Below are 18177 nucleotides of genomic sequence, written 5' to 3'. Positions count from 1 at the left end.
TTCCTTCTAACACGGCGGTACCCCAAAGGTGTCGGGGAAATGCGCGTCCGTTGCCGTTTTTTTGCCGGCGCGCGCGTCGGCGACGCCGGACGGATTCGCGCGGGATTCGCCGCTCACATCATCAAGTACGCGGTTTCGTTGAGGCTCTTCACGCTGCGCACACCCGACGACGCGACCAGGAAGCGATGGCCACTCGCGAAGGCCGGCGCCAGGAACCCGGAATCGCCGAGCCCGAGCACGCGAACGGCGAACGCGTTGACGACCGAACCGTGACAGAAGACCGCGACGCGTCCACCGCGGTGCCGTGCGGCCCACTCGTCGAGAGAGGCGTTCACGCGTCCGGCAATCGAACCGAGACGCGACGCATCCCGGTACGCGTCCATCCGCGCGCGATACGACCCGGGATCGCGCTCGCGCGCGACCTCGATCGGGACGTACGCCTCGCCGGCGGGCTCGGCATCACGCAGCCGATCGTCGATCACGACCTCGAGCCCGAGCCGCGTGGCGGTCGCCTCCGCGGTCTCCCGAGCGCGCCGAGCCGGACTCGAGACGATCCGATCGAGGGCGTCGCGCGCGAGCCACTCCGCGACCTGCGCGGCCTGATTCCGGCCACGCTCGCCGAGCGGCGGATCCCCGGGTCCGACCTCGCCCACCTCGGGTATCGCCGGCTCCGCGTGGCGAACCAGAATCAGCTCCATCGCGCCACGCTAGCAGCCGCCCGAACCCGCTACCTTGGGGCTGGGTTTCAAGGCGCGACGACGGCGCGCGAATGGCGGTAAGGGAGATCGCGGTGGGACCGAAAGAAAACGAGTACGCGGCGCAGAGGCGAGTTGCATTCGTGATCTGTCTGTCGCTCGCGACGATGCTCGCCCCCGCCGCCGCCCTCCCCCAGGAGGAGATCCCCGTCGCAGAGGACGTCGACGTGATCGTGGAGCCCTCCGTCCCGAGCGCGCTCGGCCAGTTCACGACGGCGGTCGAGAACCGCGAGCCGGTCGATCAGGTCTCCTTCGTGGAGAACGACGTACGGACGATCATCTTCTTCTCGGACCTTCGGCAGCTGGACGGTCGGACCGTGACCCATCGCTGGCTCCACGGCGACGTCGTCCGCGCGGAGGTCGCCTTCGAGGTCCGCGGCCCGCGCTGGCGCGTGTGGTCGAGCAAGGATCTGCTCGAGGACTGGCTCGGGGACTGGACCGTCGAGATCGTCCTGGACGACGGTGAAGTGATCGCGGCCGAGACCTTTACCTACACCGACGCGGGCCGCTGACACGATCCGGCGCCGGGCGGCGCCTCAGCCCCCGGCACGACTCGCGGCGAGCGCCCCGGGTCGCACTCGCTCGTTCCGCTTCCGAGCCCCGTCGAGGACCAGGTCGACGCGCGCCTGGAGCGGCGCCGAAATCAGCCGCGCGCGGGCCCGCGGATCGGACTCGTCGGTCTCGATCGCTGCTTGAAGCCCTTCGACGAGGCCGCCTTCGATCGCATCCGCGAGGAGCTCGGCGAGCGCCTCGGGCGTCTGATCTGCGCGAACGTGTTCGCGTTGCTGCTCGAGGGCGAAGGCATCGCGCAAGGGGGCCACGGGGGCGGGGCGAAGGCGCGGCGCTTCCTGCCAGGCGGACCAGCGAATGCCCGGCGCGTCCGAGCTCTGCCTGGCGAGGTTCCGACAAAGGCTCCGCACGCTCGCCCGAAGTCCGCGCTCGCCCTCCCGTACCGCGGACGCTGCGCCCGTCGCCTCCGCCTCGATCTCCCCGCGCAGCCATGCCGCCGCGAGATCGGCCCGGCTCGGGAAGTGGTTGAAGAGGGTTGCGGGCGCAACCTCGCTCGCCTGCGCGATCTCGGCGAGCTTCGTCTCGCGGACGCCCTTGGCGCGGAACAATGCGACCGCGTTCGCAAGGAGCTTCGCGCGGGTGCGTTCACGCTTGGTGGAGCGGGGCGAACCGGGGATCGGATCGGTGATCTCGACGGGACCAGGCATATAAATCAATTTACTCCAATTTCAATAAAACTCCACTAACCGCAGACGGAATGAATCAGACTTTCTCTGATAATGGCGACCCACCTCGGGCGAGGGCGAGGTCTGCTAGGGTGCGCGCCGCGCGTACCCGTTCCTCCCGTGCCCGCTCACGAGGCTGCGGGATGGGCGAGGAGAGTCATGCCCACACCGATCGATGACCTGTGCGAGCGATTGAAGCTCGATCCCCTCGATCGCGACCTCTTCCTCGGCGATCCCGGCCAGGGACAGGGGCGGCTCTTCGGCGGGCTGGTCGCGGCGCAGTCGGTCATGGCGGCGATCGCGACGCTCGGGGAGCAAGATCGCGGCTCGCAGGCCGGGGGCAGTCTCCTCCACTCGATCCACGCCTATTTCCTGCGTCCCGGCAGCTATGAGCGTCCCATCCGCTTCGTGGTCGACCGGATCCGCGACGGCAGGACGTTCACGACCCGTCGGGTCGTCGCCCACCAGAACGGCGAAGCGATCTTCAACATGTCGGCGAGCTTCGCGCGGCCCGAGGACGGCATGCGCTACCAGCGGCCGGCGCCCGAGATCGACGGGCCCGACGGCCTGGCCGAGTGGACCGACGTCCGCAACAAAGCGCTCGGCCTGCCCCCGCCGAAGAGCTACGACAACCCGATCGAGGTCCGGGTCCTCGATGCGAACGAATTCCTGGAGCCGAAGCCGCGGGATCCGGTTCGGGCGGTCTGGATGCGACCGCGTGGCGTGATCCCGGACGACCCGGATCTCCACACGGCGATCCTCATCTACGCGACGGACCGGACGCTCATGGGCACGGCCATGAAGGGCGCCGGGGGCATCCCCATGAAGACCCACATCGGCGCGAGCCTCGACCACGCGGTCTGGCTCCACCATCCGTTCCGCTGGAACGACTGGATCACGTTCTCGTCGGTGTCCCCGATCGCCGAGGCGGCCCGCGCGCTCATCTTCGGCGGCATGTACGACACCGCTGGCGTCCAGGTAGCGTCGATCGCTCAGGAAGCCCTCGTCCGCGAGCGGCGGAAGAAATAGAGGCTTCCTCTGTCGCGCGGACGCGCGCGACGCCTACTTCTTCTTTTCGGGTTTCGGCGCGAAGGTGATCGCCTCGACGGCGAAGGTTCCGGCCTCGAGCGACTCGTCGGCGACGAAGCGGTGTTCGGCCACCCGCGCGGCATCGAGCACGTCGCTCGCGACCCCCTCCAGGGTCGAGAGCGTCGCCGGCGCCGCCGCGAGGGTCATCGACTCGACCTCGCGGCCCATGGACACCTCGGCGTCCGCCTTCGCCTTGTTGATCGCCGCCATTGCCGCGACCGCCGTATCGAAGCTCTTCTCGTCGGCGGGCGCTTCGATCCCGGCGAAGTCCGCCGCGCCCGGCCACGACGTGCCGTGGATGCTGCGCGCGATCGAATCGCCTTCCTCTGCGAAGTCGTCGGCGAAGGACCAGCTCCAGACCTCTTCCGTGATGTAGGGAAGCGTCGGCGCGAAGAGGCGCAGGAGCGTCGAAAGGCCGAGCCTGAGCGAGGCGATGGCGGATCCGCTCGCCTCCGCCTCGTCCCCTGTCGCCCCGTTCGCGAAGCCCCGCGCGCGCACCTTGGTGAGCTCGGCGTAGGTGTCGGTGAAGTGCGTCCAGAAGAAGCTCTCGATCTCCTGGAGCGCGTGGGCGTACTGGTAGGCCTCGAAGTTCGCCGTCGCGGATTCGACCAGCGCCTTCAGCTTGCCCACGAACGCGCGATCGAGCTCCGACGTGATCGGACGAACCTCGCCCTCGTAGGCGAGCACGAGCTTCGCCACGTTGAAGATCTTCGTGTAGAGCTTCTTCCCGACGTTGAACTGACTCTCGTCGAAGGCCGTATCCGCCCCGAGCCGAGCCGACGCCGCCCAGTAGCGCGCGGCGTCCGCGCCGTACTTCTCGACCAACGGAAGCGGCGTCGTCACGTTGCCCTTGCTCTTCGACATCTTCTTGCGGTCGGGATCGAGGATCCAGCCGGAGATGAGCGCGTGATGCCAGGGCACGTCGTCTTCGTGGAGCATCGCCTTCGCGATCGTGTAGAACGCCCACGTTCGAATGATGTCGTGGGCCTGCGGGCGCATGTCCGCGGGGAAGAGCTTCGCGTGGCGCTCGTCGTCCTCGCCCCAATGACTGCTGATCTGCGGCGTCATCGAACTGGTGAACCACGTATCGAAGATGTCCGGGTCGCCGACGAATCCGTTCGGCTCGCCCCGCTGCCCCGCGTCGAAGCCCGGCGGCACGTCGGTCGTCGGATCGACCGGCATGACGTCGGAGTCGGCGACGATCGGGTGGTCGTAGTCGGGCTCGCCGTCGGCGTCGAGCGGATACCAGACCGGGATCGGCACGCCGAAATAGCGCTGACGCGAGAGGCACCAGTCGAGCGAAAGGTTCTCGGTCCAGTCCTTGTAGCGGGCGAACATGTGCGGCGGATGCCACTGGACCTCGTCACCCTTCGCGATGAGCGCGTCCTTCTTGTCCATCAACCGACAGAACCACTGGCGCGTCGGAAGCAGCTCGAGGGGCCGATCGCCCTTCTCGAAGAACTTCACCGCGTGCGAGATCTGCTCGGGCTCTTCCTGGAGCGGGGCCCCATTGCCCGTGGCCGAATGCGCCGGATCACGCAGCATCTCGACGATCGCGGCCTGGGCCTGCTTGATGTTCTTCCCTTCGAGCTCGGCGTAGTTCGCATTCGCGGTCGCCACGTCGAGGCTCTCGAAGGGCGCCTCGCCGAAGTCGACCTTCCGAAGGCGGCCCTGGAGTCCCACGATCTGCCGGAGCGGCAACCCCTCTTCGCGCCACCACTCGACGTCGGTCTGGTCGCCGAACGTGCAGATCATCAGGATGCCGGTCCCCTTCTCGGGGTCCGCCTTGTCGCTCGGGAAGATCGGGACCGGCGCACGGAAGATCGGCGTGATCGCGCGCTTGCCGAAATAGGGCTTGAAGCGTTCGTCATCGGGATGCGCCGTCACGGCCACGCACGCCGCGAGCAGCTCCGGTCGCGTGGTCGCGATCACGAAGCTCGCGTCTTCCCCCTCGCCGACACCCTCGATCCCGAACTCGATCTTGTGGAACGCGCCGGGGACGTCCTTGTCCTCGACCTCCGCCTGAGCCACGGCGCACTGGAAGTCGACGTCCCACATCGTGGGCGCGTCGGAGGTGTAGACCTCGCCCTTGTCCCAGAGATCGCGGAACGAACGCTGGGCCGTGCGGCGACAGTGCTCGTCGATCGTCTGGTATTCCTGGCGCCAGTCGACGGACAGACCCAGGCGGTGCCACGTCTCGCTGAAGGCGCGCTCGTCCTCGCGGATCAGGTCGTAGCAGGCCTCGATGAAGTTCGGACGCGACACGAGCCGGGCCGGCTTCTTGCGCGTCTTCGCCGACGCCTGCTCGAAGGTCATCCCTTCTTCGTAGGGCGTGTTCGGGTCGCAGCGGATGTGGAAGTAGTTCTGGACGCGTCGCTCGGTCGGCAGACCGTTGTCGTCCCAGCCCATGGGATAGAAGATGTTCATCCCCGCCATGCGCTTGTAGCGAACGACGACGTCGGTCTGGCTGTACGAGAACACGTGGCCGATGTGGAGCGAGCCCGAAGCGGTCGGCGGGGGCGTGTCGACCACGAAGGTCTCTTCGCGGGGACGCTCGGGGTCGTAGTGGTAGACCCCGCTCTCCTGCCAGGCGGCGTCCCACTTGTCCTCGACGACCTCCGCCTCGAAGTGCTTGGGCAGGCGCTTCGGGTCGATCGATCGCACCGGGCGCGGACCCGGCGACGTGGACTCACTCATGGGACTCTCTCATCTCTCTCGGGCGGGCCGCTCGTACGGCCGGGTTCCCCGGCCACGGGCCGGATCGAAGCGCGCGAGGATAGTGCAGAGCCCCCCCGAATCGCTCGTCGCGGACCGGTTTCGGGCCGGACCTACGGATCGGGTCAACGCCCGAGAAGGACCTCGGGGAAGCGCCCGGATTCGCGCGTCGGGTGACGCGCGCACTCGGGCCAACGCCGTGTTCGGCCGACATACCCGCCATGGTCTTCGGAAAGCGCAAGAAGAACGCAGGCAAGGACGCCGAGGCGAAGGGCGAGCAGCCCGTCGCCGAGTCTGCAGCCGCCGACGCGGTCGCGGCGATCCCCGCCGATCGGGCCCTCGACATGATGGCGGACCTGCTCCGGATCCTCGGCGAGCACGCGTTCGACGTCGGACCGCGCTCGGCGGAAGAGATCGAGGAGACCTTCGAGACCTGGGCGCGCCACCTCCTGATCGGCGTCCCTCCGCCGGTCCGGGACCGCGGCGACGGCGAGTCCCGCGAGGTCGGTGAGGGAAAGCGCGACCTCCCGGGTCTGCGCCGCGCGGTCAAGGAGCACCGCCTCTCCGAGGAAGAGTACGTGACCCGCTCCCTCGGCGACTTCCGGGACGCGGCCTGGTCCTTCATCTCGGGCCTGCGCCGCTCGCTCACCGTCGAGCAGAGCGCCGACCGGCGCATCGGACACCGCATGCGCCGGCTCGAGGGCGCCGTGCGCTCCGGAGAGCCCGACAAGATCAAGAACGAGGCCCAGGAGACCGTCTCGCTCCTCACGGAATTCCTGTCCGAGCGCGGTCGTCGCCACCAGGAGCAGATCCAGCAGATGGCCGCGCGGCTCGACACGCTGCGCGATGAGCTCGACAACGTCCGTAAACGGGCGGCGATCGATCCGGTCACCAAGATCTACAACCGTTCGGCCTTCGACGAGCAGATCGAGCGCGAGATCGACCTCGCGACGCTCTTCGGAACCCGTGGCTGCCTGATCATGGTCGACCTCGACCACTTCAAGTGGGTCAACGACACCCACGGCCATCCCTGCGGCGATGCCGTACTGCGAGAGGTCGCCGACGCGCTCACGCGCTGCTTCATGCGCAAGGACGACTTCGTCGCACGCTACGGCGGTGAGGAGTTCGCCATCGTGCTCCGGGACATCGACCTGCCCACCGCCCGCGACGTCGCCGAACGCGGCATGACGACGGTCCGGAATCTCGAGATCTTCCACGGCGAGATCGAGGAGCCGATCCGGGTCACCGCCTCGATGGGCATCGCGCGGCTTCGGCAGGGCGAGACCTCGTCCTCCTGGGTCGAGCGCGCGGATCGCGCCCTCTACCAGGCGAAGGACGGTGGGCGGGACCGGATCGAGGTCGATCCGATCGATCTCGACGAGGCCTGACTCCGCACGGTGCCATTCCCCCTCTCTTCGGGGTGGGTCTTCGTTGATCCCCTCGGGGCTCCGTCACGATTCGCTTGCGAATCCACGAGGATCGGGCTCCCGAACCTTGCCACGGGGGGCGCACCCCCGTACTCTCCCGCGCTCCAAAGATCCCTCCCAGGAGCCAAGACCACCACATGGCCAAGAAGTCCCAGGTCAACCGAGACAACAAGCGTCACGCGCTGATCGCGAAGCATGCCGCGAAGCGCGCCGAGCTGCGCAAGATCTTGAAGGACCCCAACGCGTCCATCGACGACAAGCTCGAGGCCCAGGCGGGCTTCGCGAAGCTGCCGCGCAACTCCTGCCCGACCCGCAAGAACAACCGCTGCGCCGTGTCCGGCCGCTCGAAGGCCTACTACAACAAGTTCGGCATCTCCCGCATCGCCCTTCGCGAGCTCGCCCTCCGCGGCCAGCTCCCCGGCGTGCGCAAGAGCAGCTGGTAGAAGCGAGCGAACGATGAAGCCCGAAATCCATCCCGACTATCACAAGGTGATCTTCGTCGACTCCGCCACGGGGAACGAGTGGACCAGTCGCTCGACCGTCACGTCGAAGGAGACCCGCGAGGTCGACGGTGAAGAGGTGCCGGTGGTGCGCCTCGAGATCTCGTCCGTGTCCCACCCGTTCTGGACGGGCAAGATGCGCGAGCTCGACTCCGACGGAAAGATCGACCGCTTCCGCAAGCGCTACGGCGGCGGCAAGAAGTAGTCGGCTCGCTCAGATCGTCGCCGACGCCGACGAACCGATTCGAATCGAGGGTCCATTCCGCAGGAATGGGCCCTCGTTTTCGTTCGGGACCCGCGCCATGCTCCCTTGATCGGACGGAGGTGATCATGCGCGCGCGACTCGCCCTGCTCTTTCTCATCGCCCTCACGATCTCGTGCGCCAGCCTGATGATGATGCGGCCCACCGCCGACGATTGGTCGCCTCCCGTCGGCCCCGCCGACGGGGACACCGCGCCGCGCGCCGCCTGCGCCCATCGGGATCCCCTCCGTCAGGCCTTCTTCGGCGACCTCCACGTCCATACGAAGTTCTCGATGGACGCGCGCTCGCGCGGGATGCTCGCGTCCCCCGACGACGCGTACCGCTTCGCGCGGGGCGAAGCGATCGGCTTCGGCCCCTTCGACGAGGACGGCCGCGGGGAGCGAAGCGGCCGTCTCGCCCGCCCCCTCGACTTCGCGGCCGTCACCGACCACGCGGAGTGGATCGGCGAGGTGAACCTGTGCACGACCCCCGGCTCGTATGCCTACGACTCGGAATCCTGTCGCGGCTTCCGCGGCGAGATCGAGCTCAAGCCGCCGATCCCCGGCCTGAAGCTCGGGGGCAAGATGACCGGCGTCGTCGGCCTCCTGGGACGCCGCGGCGAGATCTGCGGGAAGGGGGATGCCGAGTGTCGCGGTTCGCTCGAGACCGCCTGGGGCGAGACCCGACGCGCGACCGAGCGTTGGAACGACACGAGCGAGGCCTGCGCCTTCACCGCGTTCCACGGCTGGGAACACAGCTACTCGGTCAACATGTCGAAGGTCCACCGGAACGTGATCTTCCGAAACGCGAGCGTGCCGGAGCTCCCGATCTCCTCGCTCGAAGCGCCCGACGCGATCGACCTCTGGGATCGGCTCGACGCGCTCTGCACGAACGCGGGCACCGGCTGCGAGGTCATCACGATCCCGCACAACGCCAACGTGTCGAATGGCCGCCTGTTCGAGACGACCTGGAAGCGCAAGGCCAGGGAGGAACAGGTGCGCCAGATGCAGGTCCGGGCGCGAATCGAGCGGCTCGTCGAGATGATGCAGATCAAGGGCGAGTCCGAGTGCGCGAACGGAATGTACGGCGTGGTCGGCGGCGAGGACGAGCTCTGCGACTTCGAGAAGGTCCGGCAGTTCGCACCGGAGCCGCCGGACGACTGCAAGGAAGGCGCGGGATGGGGCGCGCTTCGCGGAGGCGGCTGCCAGTCCCGCGTGGACTTCGCGCGCTACGCGCTGATCGAAGGCATGCGCGAACGCGAGCGAATCGGCGTGAACCCCTTCCAGTTCGGCATGATCGGCTCGACCGACGGCCACAACGCCAATCCCGGAGACACCGAGGAATACGACTGGCAGGGCTGCTGCGCGAACACGGACGCGACCGTCGAGGGGCGCATGACACAGACGCCCTGGTTCGCCGGCGCCGGCAACATCGCGCGCAATCCGGGTGGCCTCATGGGCGTCTGGGCCGACGAGAACGCCCGCGACTCGCTCTTCGATGCCATGGTGCGGCGCGAGACCTTCGCGACGAGCGGTCCGCGGATCGAGCCGCGCTTCTTCGCCGGCTGGGACCTGCCTGCGGACCTCTGCGGACGGAGCGACCTCGTCGACACGGGCTACGCGCAGGGCGTGCCGATGGGCGCGGTGCTCCCGGAAGCCGCGCAGTCCGGGGTTGCACCGACCTTCGTGGCGCACGTCGCGCGCGATGCCGGAGTCGCGGGACATCCGGGCGGACAGCTGGACCGACTCCAGATCGTGAAGGTCTGGGTCGGCGAGGACGGCCACTTCCACCAGGCCGTCCACGACGTAGCGGGGCGGCTCGCGGATTCGGCCGGGACCAGCCGCGAGGCACCCGACGTGGACCTCACTACCTGCGAGCCGAGGGGCCAGGGCTTCGATGCGCTCTGCGCGGTCTGGACGGATCCGGACTTCGACGCCACGCGAGACGCCGCCTACTACGTGCGCGCGGTCGAGAACCCGAGCTGTCGCTGGAGCTGGCAGACCTGTCTGTCGCTTCCCGAAGCGGAGCGACCGGCCGCGTGCAGTGACCCGGAGATCCCGCGCATCATTCAGGAGCGCGCCTGGACGTCGCCGATCTGGTACGAGCCGGCGACCTGATCGGACGCGACTAGCGCCCGCTCAGCTTCCGCCGGATCTTGTTCTTCAGGCGGACCGCGCCGGGCTGCAGCTTCAGGTCGTCGGTCCCGAGGAGGTAGGCGTCGAGGCCGCCCTTCTTCTGGACCGAGCGAAGCGTGCGGGTCGCGATGTTCAGCGAAACGCGCTGACCGAGGGCCTCGGACTGGAGCCGCACCTTCTGGATGTTCGGCTCGAAGCGTCGATTGGTCGCCCGCTTGGAGTGGGAGACGTTGTGTCCGTACTGGACCTTCTTGCCCGTCAATGCACAAACGCGCGCCATGATGATCTTGCTCCGGAGTTCGAGGGGGGCGATCCGCGACGGAGGATTCGCGCGGATCGGGCTCGAATGAAACTGGGACCCTCGCCCGGGCCGCAGGCCGGACACATCGGTCGCCGCGCAAGCCCTCGAAGGAGCGCAGTTTTTAGCGAGAGGCCGCCGCGGGGTCAACCGCGACGGCCTCCTGTAGCGCTCGATCCCCGAGGGGCTCGAGCTCGGCGCCTGCGAGCGCGACTCAGCTCGCCGCGGGGACCGGCGTCGCCGGTGCCTCGCTCTTCGACACGACCGAGGCCGGGATCGAAGGCGGCGGGAGCAGCTCCTTCTTGAGGCTCTCGAGCTCGGACCGGGCCGACTCGCGCCGGGCCTCGTCCCGGAAGCCGCGGAGCTGGACCCGGAACGCATCCCCGTCCTCGCCGAGCTCCTTGTTGACCTCGCCCTGCAGGACCATCCGCGAGATGTGCTCCCGCACGTTCTCGAGGGCGTCCATCTCGGCGTCGACCGAGAGCCCCTCGATCGCGGCCTGCAGCCGCCGGCGCGCCCGGGCGTTCGCGAGGGTGGCGAGCATCCGCCCCTTCTCCCGGACGAGGGCCCGGATCTCCTCGCGGAACCGCACGAGGTTGGTCTTGGCCTCCTCGGCCTGGACCCGCACCTGTTCGAGCTCCTGCTCGGCGCGCTCGAGCTCTTCGAAGAGCGCCTGCTTGTGGGCGATCAGCGAGAGCGACGTCTCCTCCTGACCGCGACGGACCGCCCGACGCACGTCGTCGTGGAGCCGCGCGATCTCCGCGCGACGATCCGCGATCTCGCTCTCGAGCTTGTTTCGCATGTAGAGGATGCCCGCGACCGCGTCCTTGAGCTCGCGGTACTGGCGGACCCGCTCGGCGATCGCCTGCTCGTAGACGACCTCGGGCTTCTCCTGCTCCTTCTCCCGGACCCAGGATCCGAAGATCCCGCGGAAGAGGCTGCGCATGCGCGCGAACATTCCCGGCTTGCCGTTCTCCATCTCGTCCTCCTCGCCGGTCCACCCGGCTTCGTTGATTCGTTGATTTCGTCCATCGTTCGACACATTATTGTGTCTATTGATACACACTCTGCGAGTCGAGGGATTCCGCGCTCGCTCGATCCGGCCCCTGGCCTAGCGGCGCTTGCGGAACTCGTCGGCCTTCAGGCCGAGCTCCCGGATCTTCTGCTGAAGGCTCTGCCGGACCATGCCGATCGCGTTCGCGGTCCGGCTGACGTTGCCCTCGTGCTCCCGCAGCGCCTCGGAGAGGTATCGCCGCTCGAAGCGTTCGACGGTCTGCTTCTTCGCTTCGGAGAAGGGGATGTCGAGGTCCGGCGATTCACTCGCAACCTCGTCGAGCTCGCCGTCCGAAGAGAAGCCCAGAGAGAGATCGGCCTCCGAGATCTCCGGTCCGGCGGCCAGGACCGCCGCCCGCTCCAGGACGTTGCGGAGCTCACGGACGTTGCCCGGCCATTCGTGGCGCGAGAGGCGGGCCAGCGCCTCTTCGGAGAGCGCCTTCTTGTCGCGATCCAGACGCTCGGCGACCTGCCCCAGGAAACGATCCGAGAGCGCGGCCAGGTCCTCGATCCGCTCGCGGAGAGGCGGCAGCTCGATCTCGACGACCTTCAGCCGGTAGTAGAGGTCCTCCCGGAAGGCGCCTTCCCGCGCGAGCTCCTCGAGGTCGCGGTGGGTCGCGGAGACGACCCGGACGTCGACCTCGATCGTCTCGGTCGAACCGACGCGTTCGAGCTTCCGCTCTTCGAGGACGCGCAGGACCTTGGCCTGGGTCTCGGGTGCCATGTCGCCGATCTCGTCGAGGAAGATCGTCCCGCCGTCGGCGGCTTCGAAGCGCCCGATGCGGCGGGCGTCGGCGCCGGTGAACGCGCCCTTCTCGTGTCCGAAGAGCTCGCTCTCGACGAGCTCCCTGTTGATCGCGGCGCAGTTCACGGCGACGAAGGGCTGCCCCCTTCGGCGGCTCGATTCGTGGAGCGCCTGTGCGACGAGCTCCTTGCCCGTCCCGCTCTCGCCCCGGATCAGGACGGAGAGATCGGTCTCGGCGACTTTCTTGATCGTCTCGAAGACACGCCGCATCGGCGTCCCGGAGCCGATCAGCTGATCGAATCCGAACTCCCGCTCGAGGCGTTCGCGCAGCTGGCGATTCTCGCGCTCGAGTCGGTGGCGTTCGAGAGAGCGCGCGACCACCACGCGAAGCTCGTCGTTGTCGAAGGGCTTGGGCACGTAGTCGTCGGCGCCGGACTTCATCGCCTCGACGGCGATCTTCTCGCTTCCGTGGGCGGTGATCATCACGACCGCCGTCTCGGGACGCTCCTCCTTGGCGACGCGAAGGACGTCCATCCCCGAGGCGCCGCGCCCGAGGGCGAGATCGGTGATCACGAGGTCGAAGGCGTGATCGCGCAGGAGCGAGGTCGCGACCTCGCCGTCCGCTGCGAGCTCGACCTCGTGGCCCTCCCGCTTCAGGAGCCCCTTGAGCGCCAGCCGGATCGCGTGTTCGTCTTCGACGACGAGGATCTTCTCCGCCATCACGCCCCCCCTTCGCTCGCGCGTCGCCCGCGCGGAAAGGTCAGAACGAACTCCGTGCCTTCGCCGGGTGCCGAGTCGAGCTCGATCGATCCGCCGTGGACGTCGACGATCTTGCGACAGAGCGCGAGGCCGAGTCCGGTCCCGTTCTCGCGGGACGTGTAGAAGGGATCGAACATCCGCTCGCGGGTCTCGTCGTCGATCCCGCGTGCGTTGTCGGCGATCCGGAGCCAGACCTCGGTCCCGGCGAGGTTCTCGCCCATCGACACCCGCACTTCCGGCCTCGGCACGCCGCCCTCCTCGAGTGCATCGATCGCGTTCGTCACGAGATTGATCACGACCCGTCGCAGCTGCTCCGCGTCGCCCTCCATGCCACCCGCGGCATCGAACTGCCGAACGATCTCGATCCCACTTCGCGCGGCGCGATCCCGGAAGGTCTCGAGGGCCGACTCGAGCACGTCCTCCATCACGACGTCGGCGACCCGCGTCTCCTCTTCGCGCGCGAAGCGGAGCAGATGCGAGATCGATCGCTCGACCCGCTCGAGCTCCGCGACCGCGACCCGCGCGTATTCCTCCTGATCGACGTCGCCGGCGTCCTCGCCCATCTGCTGGACGAGGCTCTTGGCGGCGGTGATCGGGTTGCGGATCTCGTGGGCGATCGAGGCGGAGAGTTTCTCGAGGGATCGGTGATGCTCCCCTTCGAGCTCCCGGCGCTCGGAGGAGACGTTCGTGCGGACCCGTCGGTCGACCTCTTCCTGGAGGAAGCGCGCGTGCAGCTGGGGCTCGTAGAAGGCCCGGAAGGCCCGGCGTCCGAGCTTCAGGCTGAAGTAGATCAGCGCGACGACGCCGGCGGGGAAGAGGAAGAGCAGCAACGGGACCGTGATCAGTCCCGCCCGCGCCAGCTCCCGCGAGAGCGCGACCTTCTCGTCGGCGCGACGGCGGGCATCGCGATAGGCCCGTTCGTCCTCGGTGAGGAGCGTCTCGTCCATCTCGGCGAGCGTATCGCCGGCCTCGTCGCGAAGCTCACGCGGGTGGCCGACGCGGCCGTCCAGGCGCAGTCGCGAAGACGATCCGCCCTCGCGACGCGGCCCGCGGCGCTTCCGCTTTCCGCGACGCGAACGTTTCACGGGCTTCTCCATCTCCATCGCCCCCTCCTCGTCGGTCAGGGGCGGCGAGAAGCCCCAGTCGAAACCCCTCGCCGGCGTTCGTCTCGTCGCGTGTGTCCAGCTCATCGTTCGTTCTCCGCGCGCGCGTTCGGGGGTGAAGTCGGGCTCGGCTCCTTCGGGAAGGAGAGCACGAACTCGCTTCCCTGCCGCGGGTCGGAGAGCAGCTCGATGCTCCCGCCGTGGGCCTCGACGGTCTTGCGGGAGAGCGCGAGGCCGAGCCCCGTGCCCGTCTCCTTGGTCGTGAAGAAGGGGCTCCAGATCCGCGCGCGCTCGTCGGCGGGAATCCCCGGACCGTTGTCGATCACGCGCAGCCACACTTCGTCCCCGGCGAGGTTCTCGCCGCCGAGGAGCTCCACCGTCGGACGCTGCGTCCCGCTCTCGGCGAGGGCATCGATCGCGTTCGCCACCAGGTTCTCCACCACCCGCCGAAGCTTCTCGGCGTCCCCGCGCATCTCGCCTTCGACGTCGAAGTCGACGGCGAGCGAAACACCCTGGGCCGCCGCGCGGTCGCGCAGCCCGACGACCGCGGCGCGGGCCACCTCGGAGAGGGCCATCGGGGCGAAGCGGGGTTCCTCGTCCCGCGCGTAACGCAGCAGATGCGAGATCGAGCGCTCGACGCGATCGAGCTCGGAGAGGGCGAGGCCTGCGTATTCGAGGTTCTCGTCCGAAGCCGGGTCCTCGCCCATCTGTTGGACGAGGCTCTTGGCGGCGGTGATCGGGTTGCGGATCTCGTGGGCGATCGACGCGGAGAGATCCTCCATCGAGCGTCGGCTGCGCGTCTCGACCTGCCGGCGCTCGCGCCGGACCTTCGTTCGCGAGCGCGCGCCGACTTCCTGCTCGACCCAGCGATCGCGCACGCGCGGTGCCGCGAGGGCCCAGAAGTAGTGGCAGAAGAGGCCGATGCCCCAGGCGAGGGCGACGATCAGAACGACCCGGAAGCTCCGGGTCGTGACCATCAGGAGACCGAGGGTCGCGGCGTAGGACACGGCGTGGGTCACGAAGCCCATGCGCTGGTTCGCGCGCCGCCGCGCGCGCTTCACGGCGCGGGCGTGCTCGCGTTCCTCCGGCGTGACCTCGCGCTCGGTTCGCTCCCGCGCGCGGTGCCGCTTCTCGTCGCGACGCCTTCGCCGTTCGGATTCGCGCCAGGCCCGGCGGGCCGCCTTCTCGGCCTTGCGCTCGGCGCGGGCGGCCTGGTCGGCGAGTCGCGCCGCGCGGCGATGGGCCTTTCGTTCGTGGTGGCTGCGCCGACGGGACCGGCCGCGCTCGTCGGCCGGCGCGTCCGCATCGGAGCCGCGGAGATCGCCCCGCTCGCCCTTCCGCTCTCGTCCGTCTCCCACCGCGTCGCCTCCCGGGCCCGCGAATTCCCCGTCCCAGCCGCATTCGCGCAGACGATCGAGGGGTCGGGTTCGTGCCGTGCCTTGCATGCGCTCCTGTAGAGCAAGGCCCGTGCCCACTTCGGTCGAAGCTCTCGCCGCCCCTGGTGCCGCGAGAGCCCGACGCGACCGGCGAAGTGCAGCAAGCGTACTGCAGTCCGGCGGGTGACAGTGCAGTCGATTGGCTGCACTCCGGGTCGCGAACCGACCTGGGTCGGGCGTTCCGCACCCCTCGGGGCATCGACGCCGCCCGCGACCGGGACGCGCCGCTATGATGCGCGACCGATTTCCGGGTGCCCCACACCCAACGGCGCAACGCTAGAGGAGCCTCGATGGTCACGATCGGCATGAACTACTTCGTCATCCCCGGCAAGGAGCAGGTCTTCGAAGATGCCTGCGCGAAGGTCGTCGAGACGATGAGCGGCATCGACGGACACGACTCGTCCTCGATCTTCAAGGAAGTGGGCGACGGCGAGCCGACCTACCTGATCGTGTCGAACTGGCAGAACGAGCAGGCCTTCAAGGACTTCATCGCGAGCGAAGCCTTCAAGAAGGTCACCAACTGGGGTGCGCTCAACATCCTCCGCGGCCGACCGACGCACACGACCTACCAACACGGCTGAGATCCCGGCCGTGGCTCCCGCTCCCGTCCTGGGCCTGCCGCTTCACACGCGCTCGCTCACCGTCTCGCTTCGCAAGACCGCGGACGACCGCTGGCTCGCCCGCGGCGACGTGATCGATCTGCGCAAGAACGGCTTCGTCCCCACGAGCTACGACATCCAGCCGGCGGGCGTGATCCACTCGATGAGCATCGAGCTGGACCTAGACCCCGAATCGCTTCGCATGGAGGCGATCCGCGTCGAGCAGCCCTTCGTCGCCGTCGAGCCCTCGGAGGCCACCGGCGGCGAGTGCTGCCGCGATCCCGCGCCGAGACTCTACGAGCTCGCCGGCGAATGTCTCGACGACGCGTTCCCGGCGAAGCTCTCGGCGAAGTTCGGCGGCCCGCTCGGCTGCAGCCACCTGCTCACGCTCTTCCAGCTGATGGCCTCCGCGATTCCGCACGCCGCCGCGATCGAGCACGCGCGCGCGGGGCGCGAGGGGACGCGCCATGCCGTCGGCGATCGCTTCTTCCGTCGGGCGGTCTTCGTCGACGGCCTGCGTCGCGAGGACGAACGGATCGACGTGGCGGTCGGGTTGACGGACTCGATGACCCGGCCGTGGTCGGCGGACAGCCACTCGCTCGAGCGCGTCGAGCGCTTCCACGAGGTGAAGATCGCGGCGACCGTCGACCGCAAGCGCTTCGCGTTCGGCGAGTTCGAGGTGCTCGAGCGGATCCGGGACGCCGATTCCCTCGAAGACGTCGAATGGCGGGACGAGACCGGGACCTTCTCGTCCTTCGTCGGCTCCCCCGTCCTGCCCGGCCTCGCCAAACGGATCTTCGACCTGACCAACGAGACGACCGCGCTCTGCGCCATCCGGGACGCGCTCCTCATGTTCGCCCCGGGCTTCATCCAGATCATCGCGGCCCAGATGGACCTCTTCTTCGAAGAGCGGGCCCGCGCTCGCGAAGAGGGCATCGAGCCCGACGTCGCGCGCCTCGGCGGCAACCCCGGCGCCTGTTACATGTGGCGCGAAGGGGGACCGATCGAGAAGGCCACGTTCACGATGAACGATCGCGCACGAGGCTGACGACGAGCGACCGCTTCAATCGCGTTCGAAGACGAGCAGCTTGTTGTTCGCCGGCATCTCCCTCGTCTCGACGAGCGTGAGCCCCGCCGCGTTCGCGAGCTCCACCACGCGCTCGACGTCACGCACGCCCCAGCGCGCGTCGCGATCCTGGAGACTCGCGTCGAACGACGCGTTGCTCTCGGACGTGTGCGCGCCTCCGACCTTGAAGGGGCCGTAGAGCAGGAGCCGGCCGCCGGTCGCGAGCGCGCGCCCGGCGCCTTCGAAGAGGCCGAGTGCGACCTCCCAGGGCGCGATGTGGATCATGTTCGCGTTGAAGATCGCGTCGATGGGACCGACGGCCTCGGCCCAGTCCGGCCGACTCGCGTCGAGCCGCCGCGGCGGCTCGACGTTCGTCGTGCCGCGCTCGGCGATCCAGGCTTCGATCGTCCCGAGACTCTCGGGATCCCCGTCCGTCGGCAGCCAGGTGAGTCCCGGCATCCGCTCCGCGAAGAAGACGGCGTGCTGCCCGGTTCCGCTCGCGATCTCGAGGACGCGCGCCGACGGCGGTAGCCAGCGCGCGAGCTCCTCGAGGATCGGCTCGCGGTTGCGATGGGTGGCGGGGGCGTCGCGAAGCACGTGGCCCGGATCGGGGGCCGGAGGATCCGGTCTCGTCATCGGGCTCCTCGGATCACGCGACGCCGCGCGCCGGGCGGGCTCAGTTCTGGTTCTGGTCCGGACCCCAGGCGCCGTCGCCTTCGTTCCAGGCGCCCTGCTGCGGCAGCTGCCGCGAGTTCTCCCAGGTCTCGTTCGCGTCGGACTGACCGATCTGGCCGCTCGCGCACGAGAGGAAGGGATACTTGATCTGGACGAGCCGCGGGCACTCGCCTTCGCCCGCGGGCTCGATCGGCTCGGAGAGCTCGATGCCATCGAGGGCAGAGGCGCCGGTCGCGACGAGCGCGAACGCGACGGTGAAGAGGAAGGTTCGGAGAGCAGCAGCGTGATTCAGCATCGGCAGGGTCCTTCGTTCCAACCCTCACCCCCGTCGACAGTCTCGCACGCC

18 protein-coding genes are annotated in these 18177 nt (G+C 68.7%); 8 read left to right on the top strand and 10 right to left on the bottom strand.

From position 1 onward, the window contains the following. Positions 1-113 precede the first annotated feature (113 nt). A complete protein-coding gene (locus NXI30_17440) occupies positions 114-698 on the bottom strand; it encodes a histidine phosphatase family protein (GenBank protein ID MCR9096010.1) in 585 nt (194 codons plus the stop codon). Between the two features lie 92 nt (positions 699-790). On the opposite strand from NXI30_17440, the gene NXI30_17435 reads away from it, so the two are divergent. Next, positions 791-1267: a DUF2914 domain-containing protein gene (locus tag NXI30_17435; GenBank protein MCR9096009.1), complete on the top strand. Its 477-nt coding sequence runs from the start codon at positions 791-793 to the stop codon at positions 1265-1267. A 24-nt stretch (positions 1268-1291) separates the two neighbouring features. Here NXI30_17435 and NXI30_17430 read toward each other — a convergent pair whose 3' ends face one another. Then, positions 1292-1972 carry a TetR/AcrR family transcriptional regulator gene (locus NXI30_17430; protein ID MCR9096008.1) on the bottom strand — a complete coding sequence of 227 codons (681 nt, stop codon included), beginning with the start codon at positions 1970-1972 and terminating at the stop codon, positions 1292-1294. Between the two features lie 177 nt (positions 1973-2149). On the opposite strand from NXI30_17430, the gene NXI30_17425 reads away from it, so the two are divergent. Continuing rightward, complete coding sequence (locus tag NXI30_17425) at positions 2150-3019, top strand: thioesterase family protein (GenBank protein MCR9096007.1); 870 nt, start codon at positions 2150-2152, stop codon at positions 3017-3019. A gap of 33 nt (positions 3020-3052) precedes the next feature. Here the strand turns inward: NXI30_17425 and valS are convergent, their stop codons facing one another. Continuing rightward, positions 3053-5776 (bottom strand): valine--tRNA ligase, encoded by a 2724-nt coding sequence (valS, locus tag NXI30_17420; protein ID MCR9096006.1) that lies wholly within the window; start codon positions 5774-5776, stop codon positions 3053-3055. Between the two features lie 239 nt (positions 5777-6015). Here valS and NXI30_17415 point away from each other — a divergent pair, with 239 nt between their 5' ends. The 4 genes from NXI30_17415 (at position 6016) to NXI30_17400 (ending at position 10079) form a co-directional block, all read left to right on the top strand. Then, a complete protein-coding gene (locus tag NXI30_17415) occupies positions 6016-7182 on the top strand; it encodes a GGDEF domain-containing protein (GenBank protein ID MCR9096005.1) in 1167 nt (388 codons plus the stop codon). A gap of 176 nt (positions 7183-7358) precedes the next feature. Continuing rightward, on the top strand, positions 7359-7664 hold the full coding sequence (gene rpsN / locus NXI30_17410; GenBank protein MCR9096004.1) for a 30S ribosomal protein S14: 306 nt from the start codon (positions 7359-7361) through the stop codon (positions 7662-7664). 13 nt (positions 7665-7677) lie between these two features. Next, positions 7678-7926 carry a type B 50S ribosomal protein L31 gene (locus tag NXI30_17405; protein ID MCR9096003.1) on the top strand — a complete coding sequence of 83 codons (249 nt, stop codon included), beginning with the start codon at positions 7678-7680 and terminating at the stop codon, positions 7924-7926. Between the two features lie 125 nt (positions 7927-8051). Beyond that, positions 8052-10079 carry a DUF3604 domain-containing protein gene (locus NXI30_17400; protein MCR9096002.1) on the top strand — a complete coding sequence of 676 codons (2028 nt, stop codon included), beginning with the start codon at positions 8052-8054 and terminating at the stop codon, positions 10077-10079. Positions 10080-10089: 10 nt separating this feature from the next. Here the strand turns inward: NXI30_17400 and rpmB are convergent, their stop codons facing one another. From rpmB to NXI30_17375, 5 genes are all read right to left on the bottom strand, one after another. Then, positions 10090-10377 (bottom strand): 50S ribosomal protein L28, encoded by a 288-nt coding sequence (rpmB, locus tag NXI30_17395; GenBank protein MCR9096001.1) that lies wholly within the window; start codon positions 10375-10377, stop codon positions 10090-10092. 232 nt (positions 10378-10609) lie between these two features. Then, on the bottom strand, positions 10610-11437 hold the full coding sequence (locus NXI30_17390) for a PspA/IM30 family protein (GenBank protein MCR9096000.1): 828 nt from the start codon (positions 11435-11437) through the stop codon (positions 10610-10612). A 69-nt stretch (positions 11438-11506) separates the two neighbouring features. Continuing rightward, complete coding sequence (locus tag NXI30_17385) at positions 11507-12913, bottom strand: sigma-54 dependent transcriptional regulator (GenBank protein MCR9095999.1); 1407 nt, start codon at positions 12911-12913, stop codon at positions 11507-11509. Next, positions 12913-14142: a HAMP domain-containing histidine kinase gene (locus tag NXI30_17380; protein ID MCR9095998.1), complete on the bottom strand. Its 1230-nt coding sequence runs from the start codon at positions 14140-14142 to the stop codon at positions 12913-12915. Before NXI30_17380 ends, NXI30_17385 begins: the two co-directional genes overlap by 1 nt. Beyond that, positions 14139-15413, bottom strand: coding sequence for a HAMP domain-containing histidine kinase (locus NXI30_17375; protein MCR9095997.1), 1275 nt, complete (start codon positions 15411-15413; stop codon positions 14139-14141). Before NXI30_17375 ends, NXI30_17380 begins: the two co-directional genes overlap by 4 nt. A 368-nt stretch (positions 15414-15781) precedes the next feature. On the opposite strand from NXI30_17375, the gene NXI30_17370 reads away from it, so the two are divergent. Together NXI30_17370 and NXI30_17365 are read left to right on the top strand one after the other, a co-directional pair. After that, positions 15782-16072, top strand: a complete 291-nt coding sequence (locus NXI30_17370; GenBank protein ID MCR9095996.1) for an antibiotic biosynthesis monooxygenase — start codon at positions 15782-15784, stop codon at positions 16070-16072. Positions 16073-16082: 10 nt separating this feature from the next. Further along, positions 16083-17138, top strand: a complete 1056-nt coding sequence (locus tag NXI30_17365; GenBank protein MCR9095995.1) for a DUF2889 domain-containing protein — start codon at positions 16083-16085, stop codon at positions 17136-17138. Between the two features lie 15 nt (positions 17139-17153). Here the strand turns inward: NXI30_17365 and NXI30_17360 are convergent, their stop codons facing one another. Both NXI30_17360 and NXI30_17355 read right to left on the bottom strand, forming a co-directional pair. Continuing rightward, entirely contained in the window at positions 17154-17792 is a 639-nt protein-coding gene (locus tag NXI30_17360; protein ID MCR9095994.1) for a class I SAM-dependent methyltransferase, read from the bottom strand. Between the two features lie 40 nt (positions 17793-17832). Beyond that, a complete protein-coding gene (locus NXI30_17355) occupies positions 17833-18147 on the bottom strand; it encodes a hypothetical protein (protein MCR9095993.1) in 315 nt (104 codons plus the stop codon). Positions 18148-18177 lie beyond the last annotated feature (30 nt).

This window comes from bacterium (assembly GCA_024742285.1).
Taxonomy (GTDB): domain Bacteria; phylum Myxococcota_A; class UBA9160; order UBA9160; family UBA4427; genus UBA4427.
This window is presented reverse-complemented; position numbering and strand designations above follow the sequence as displayed.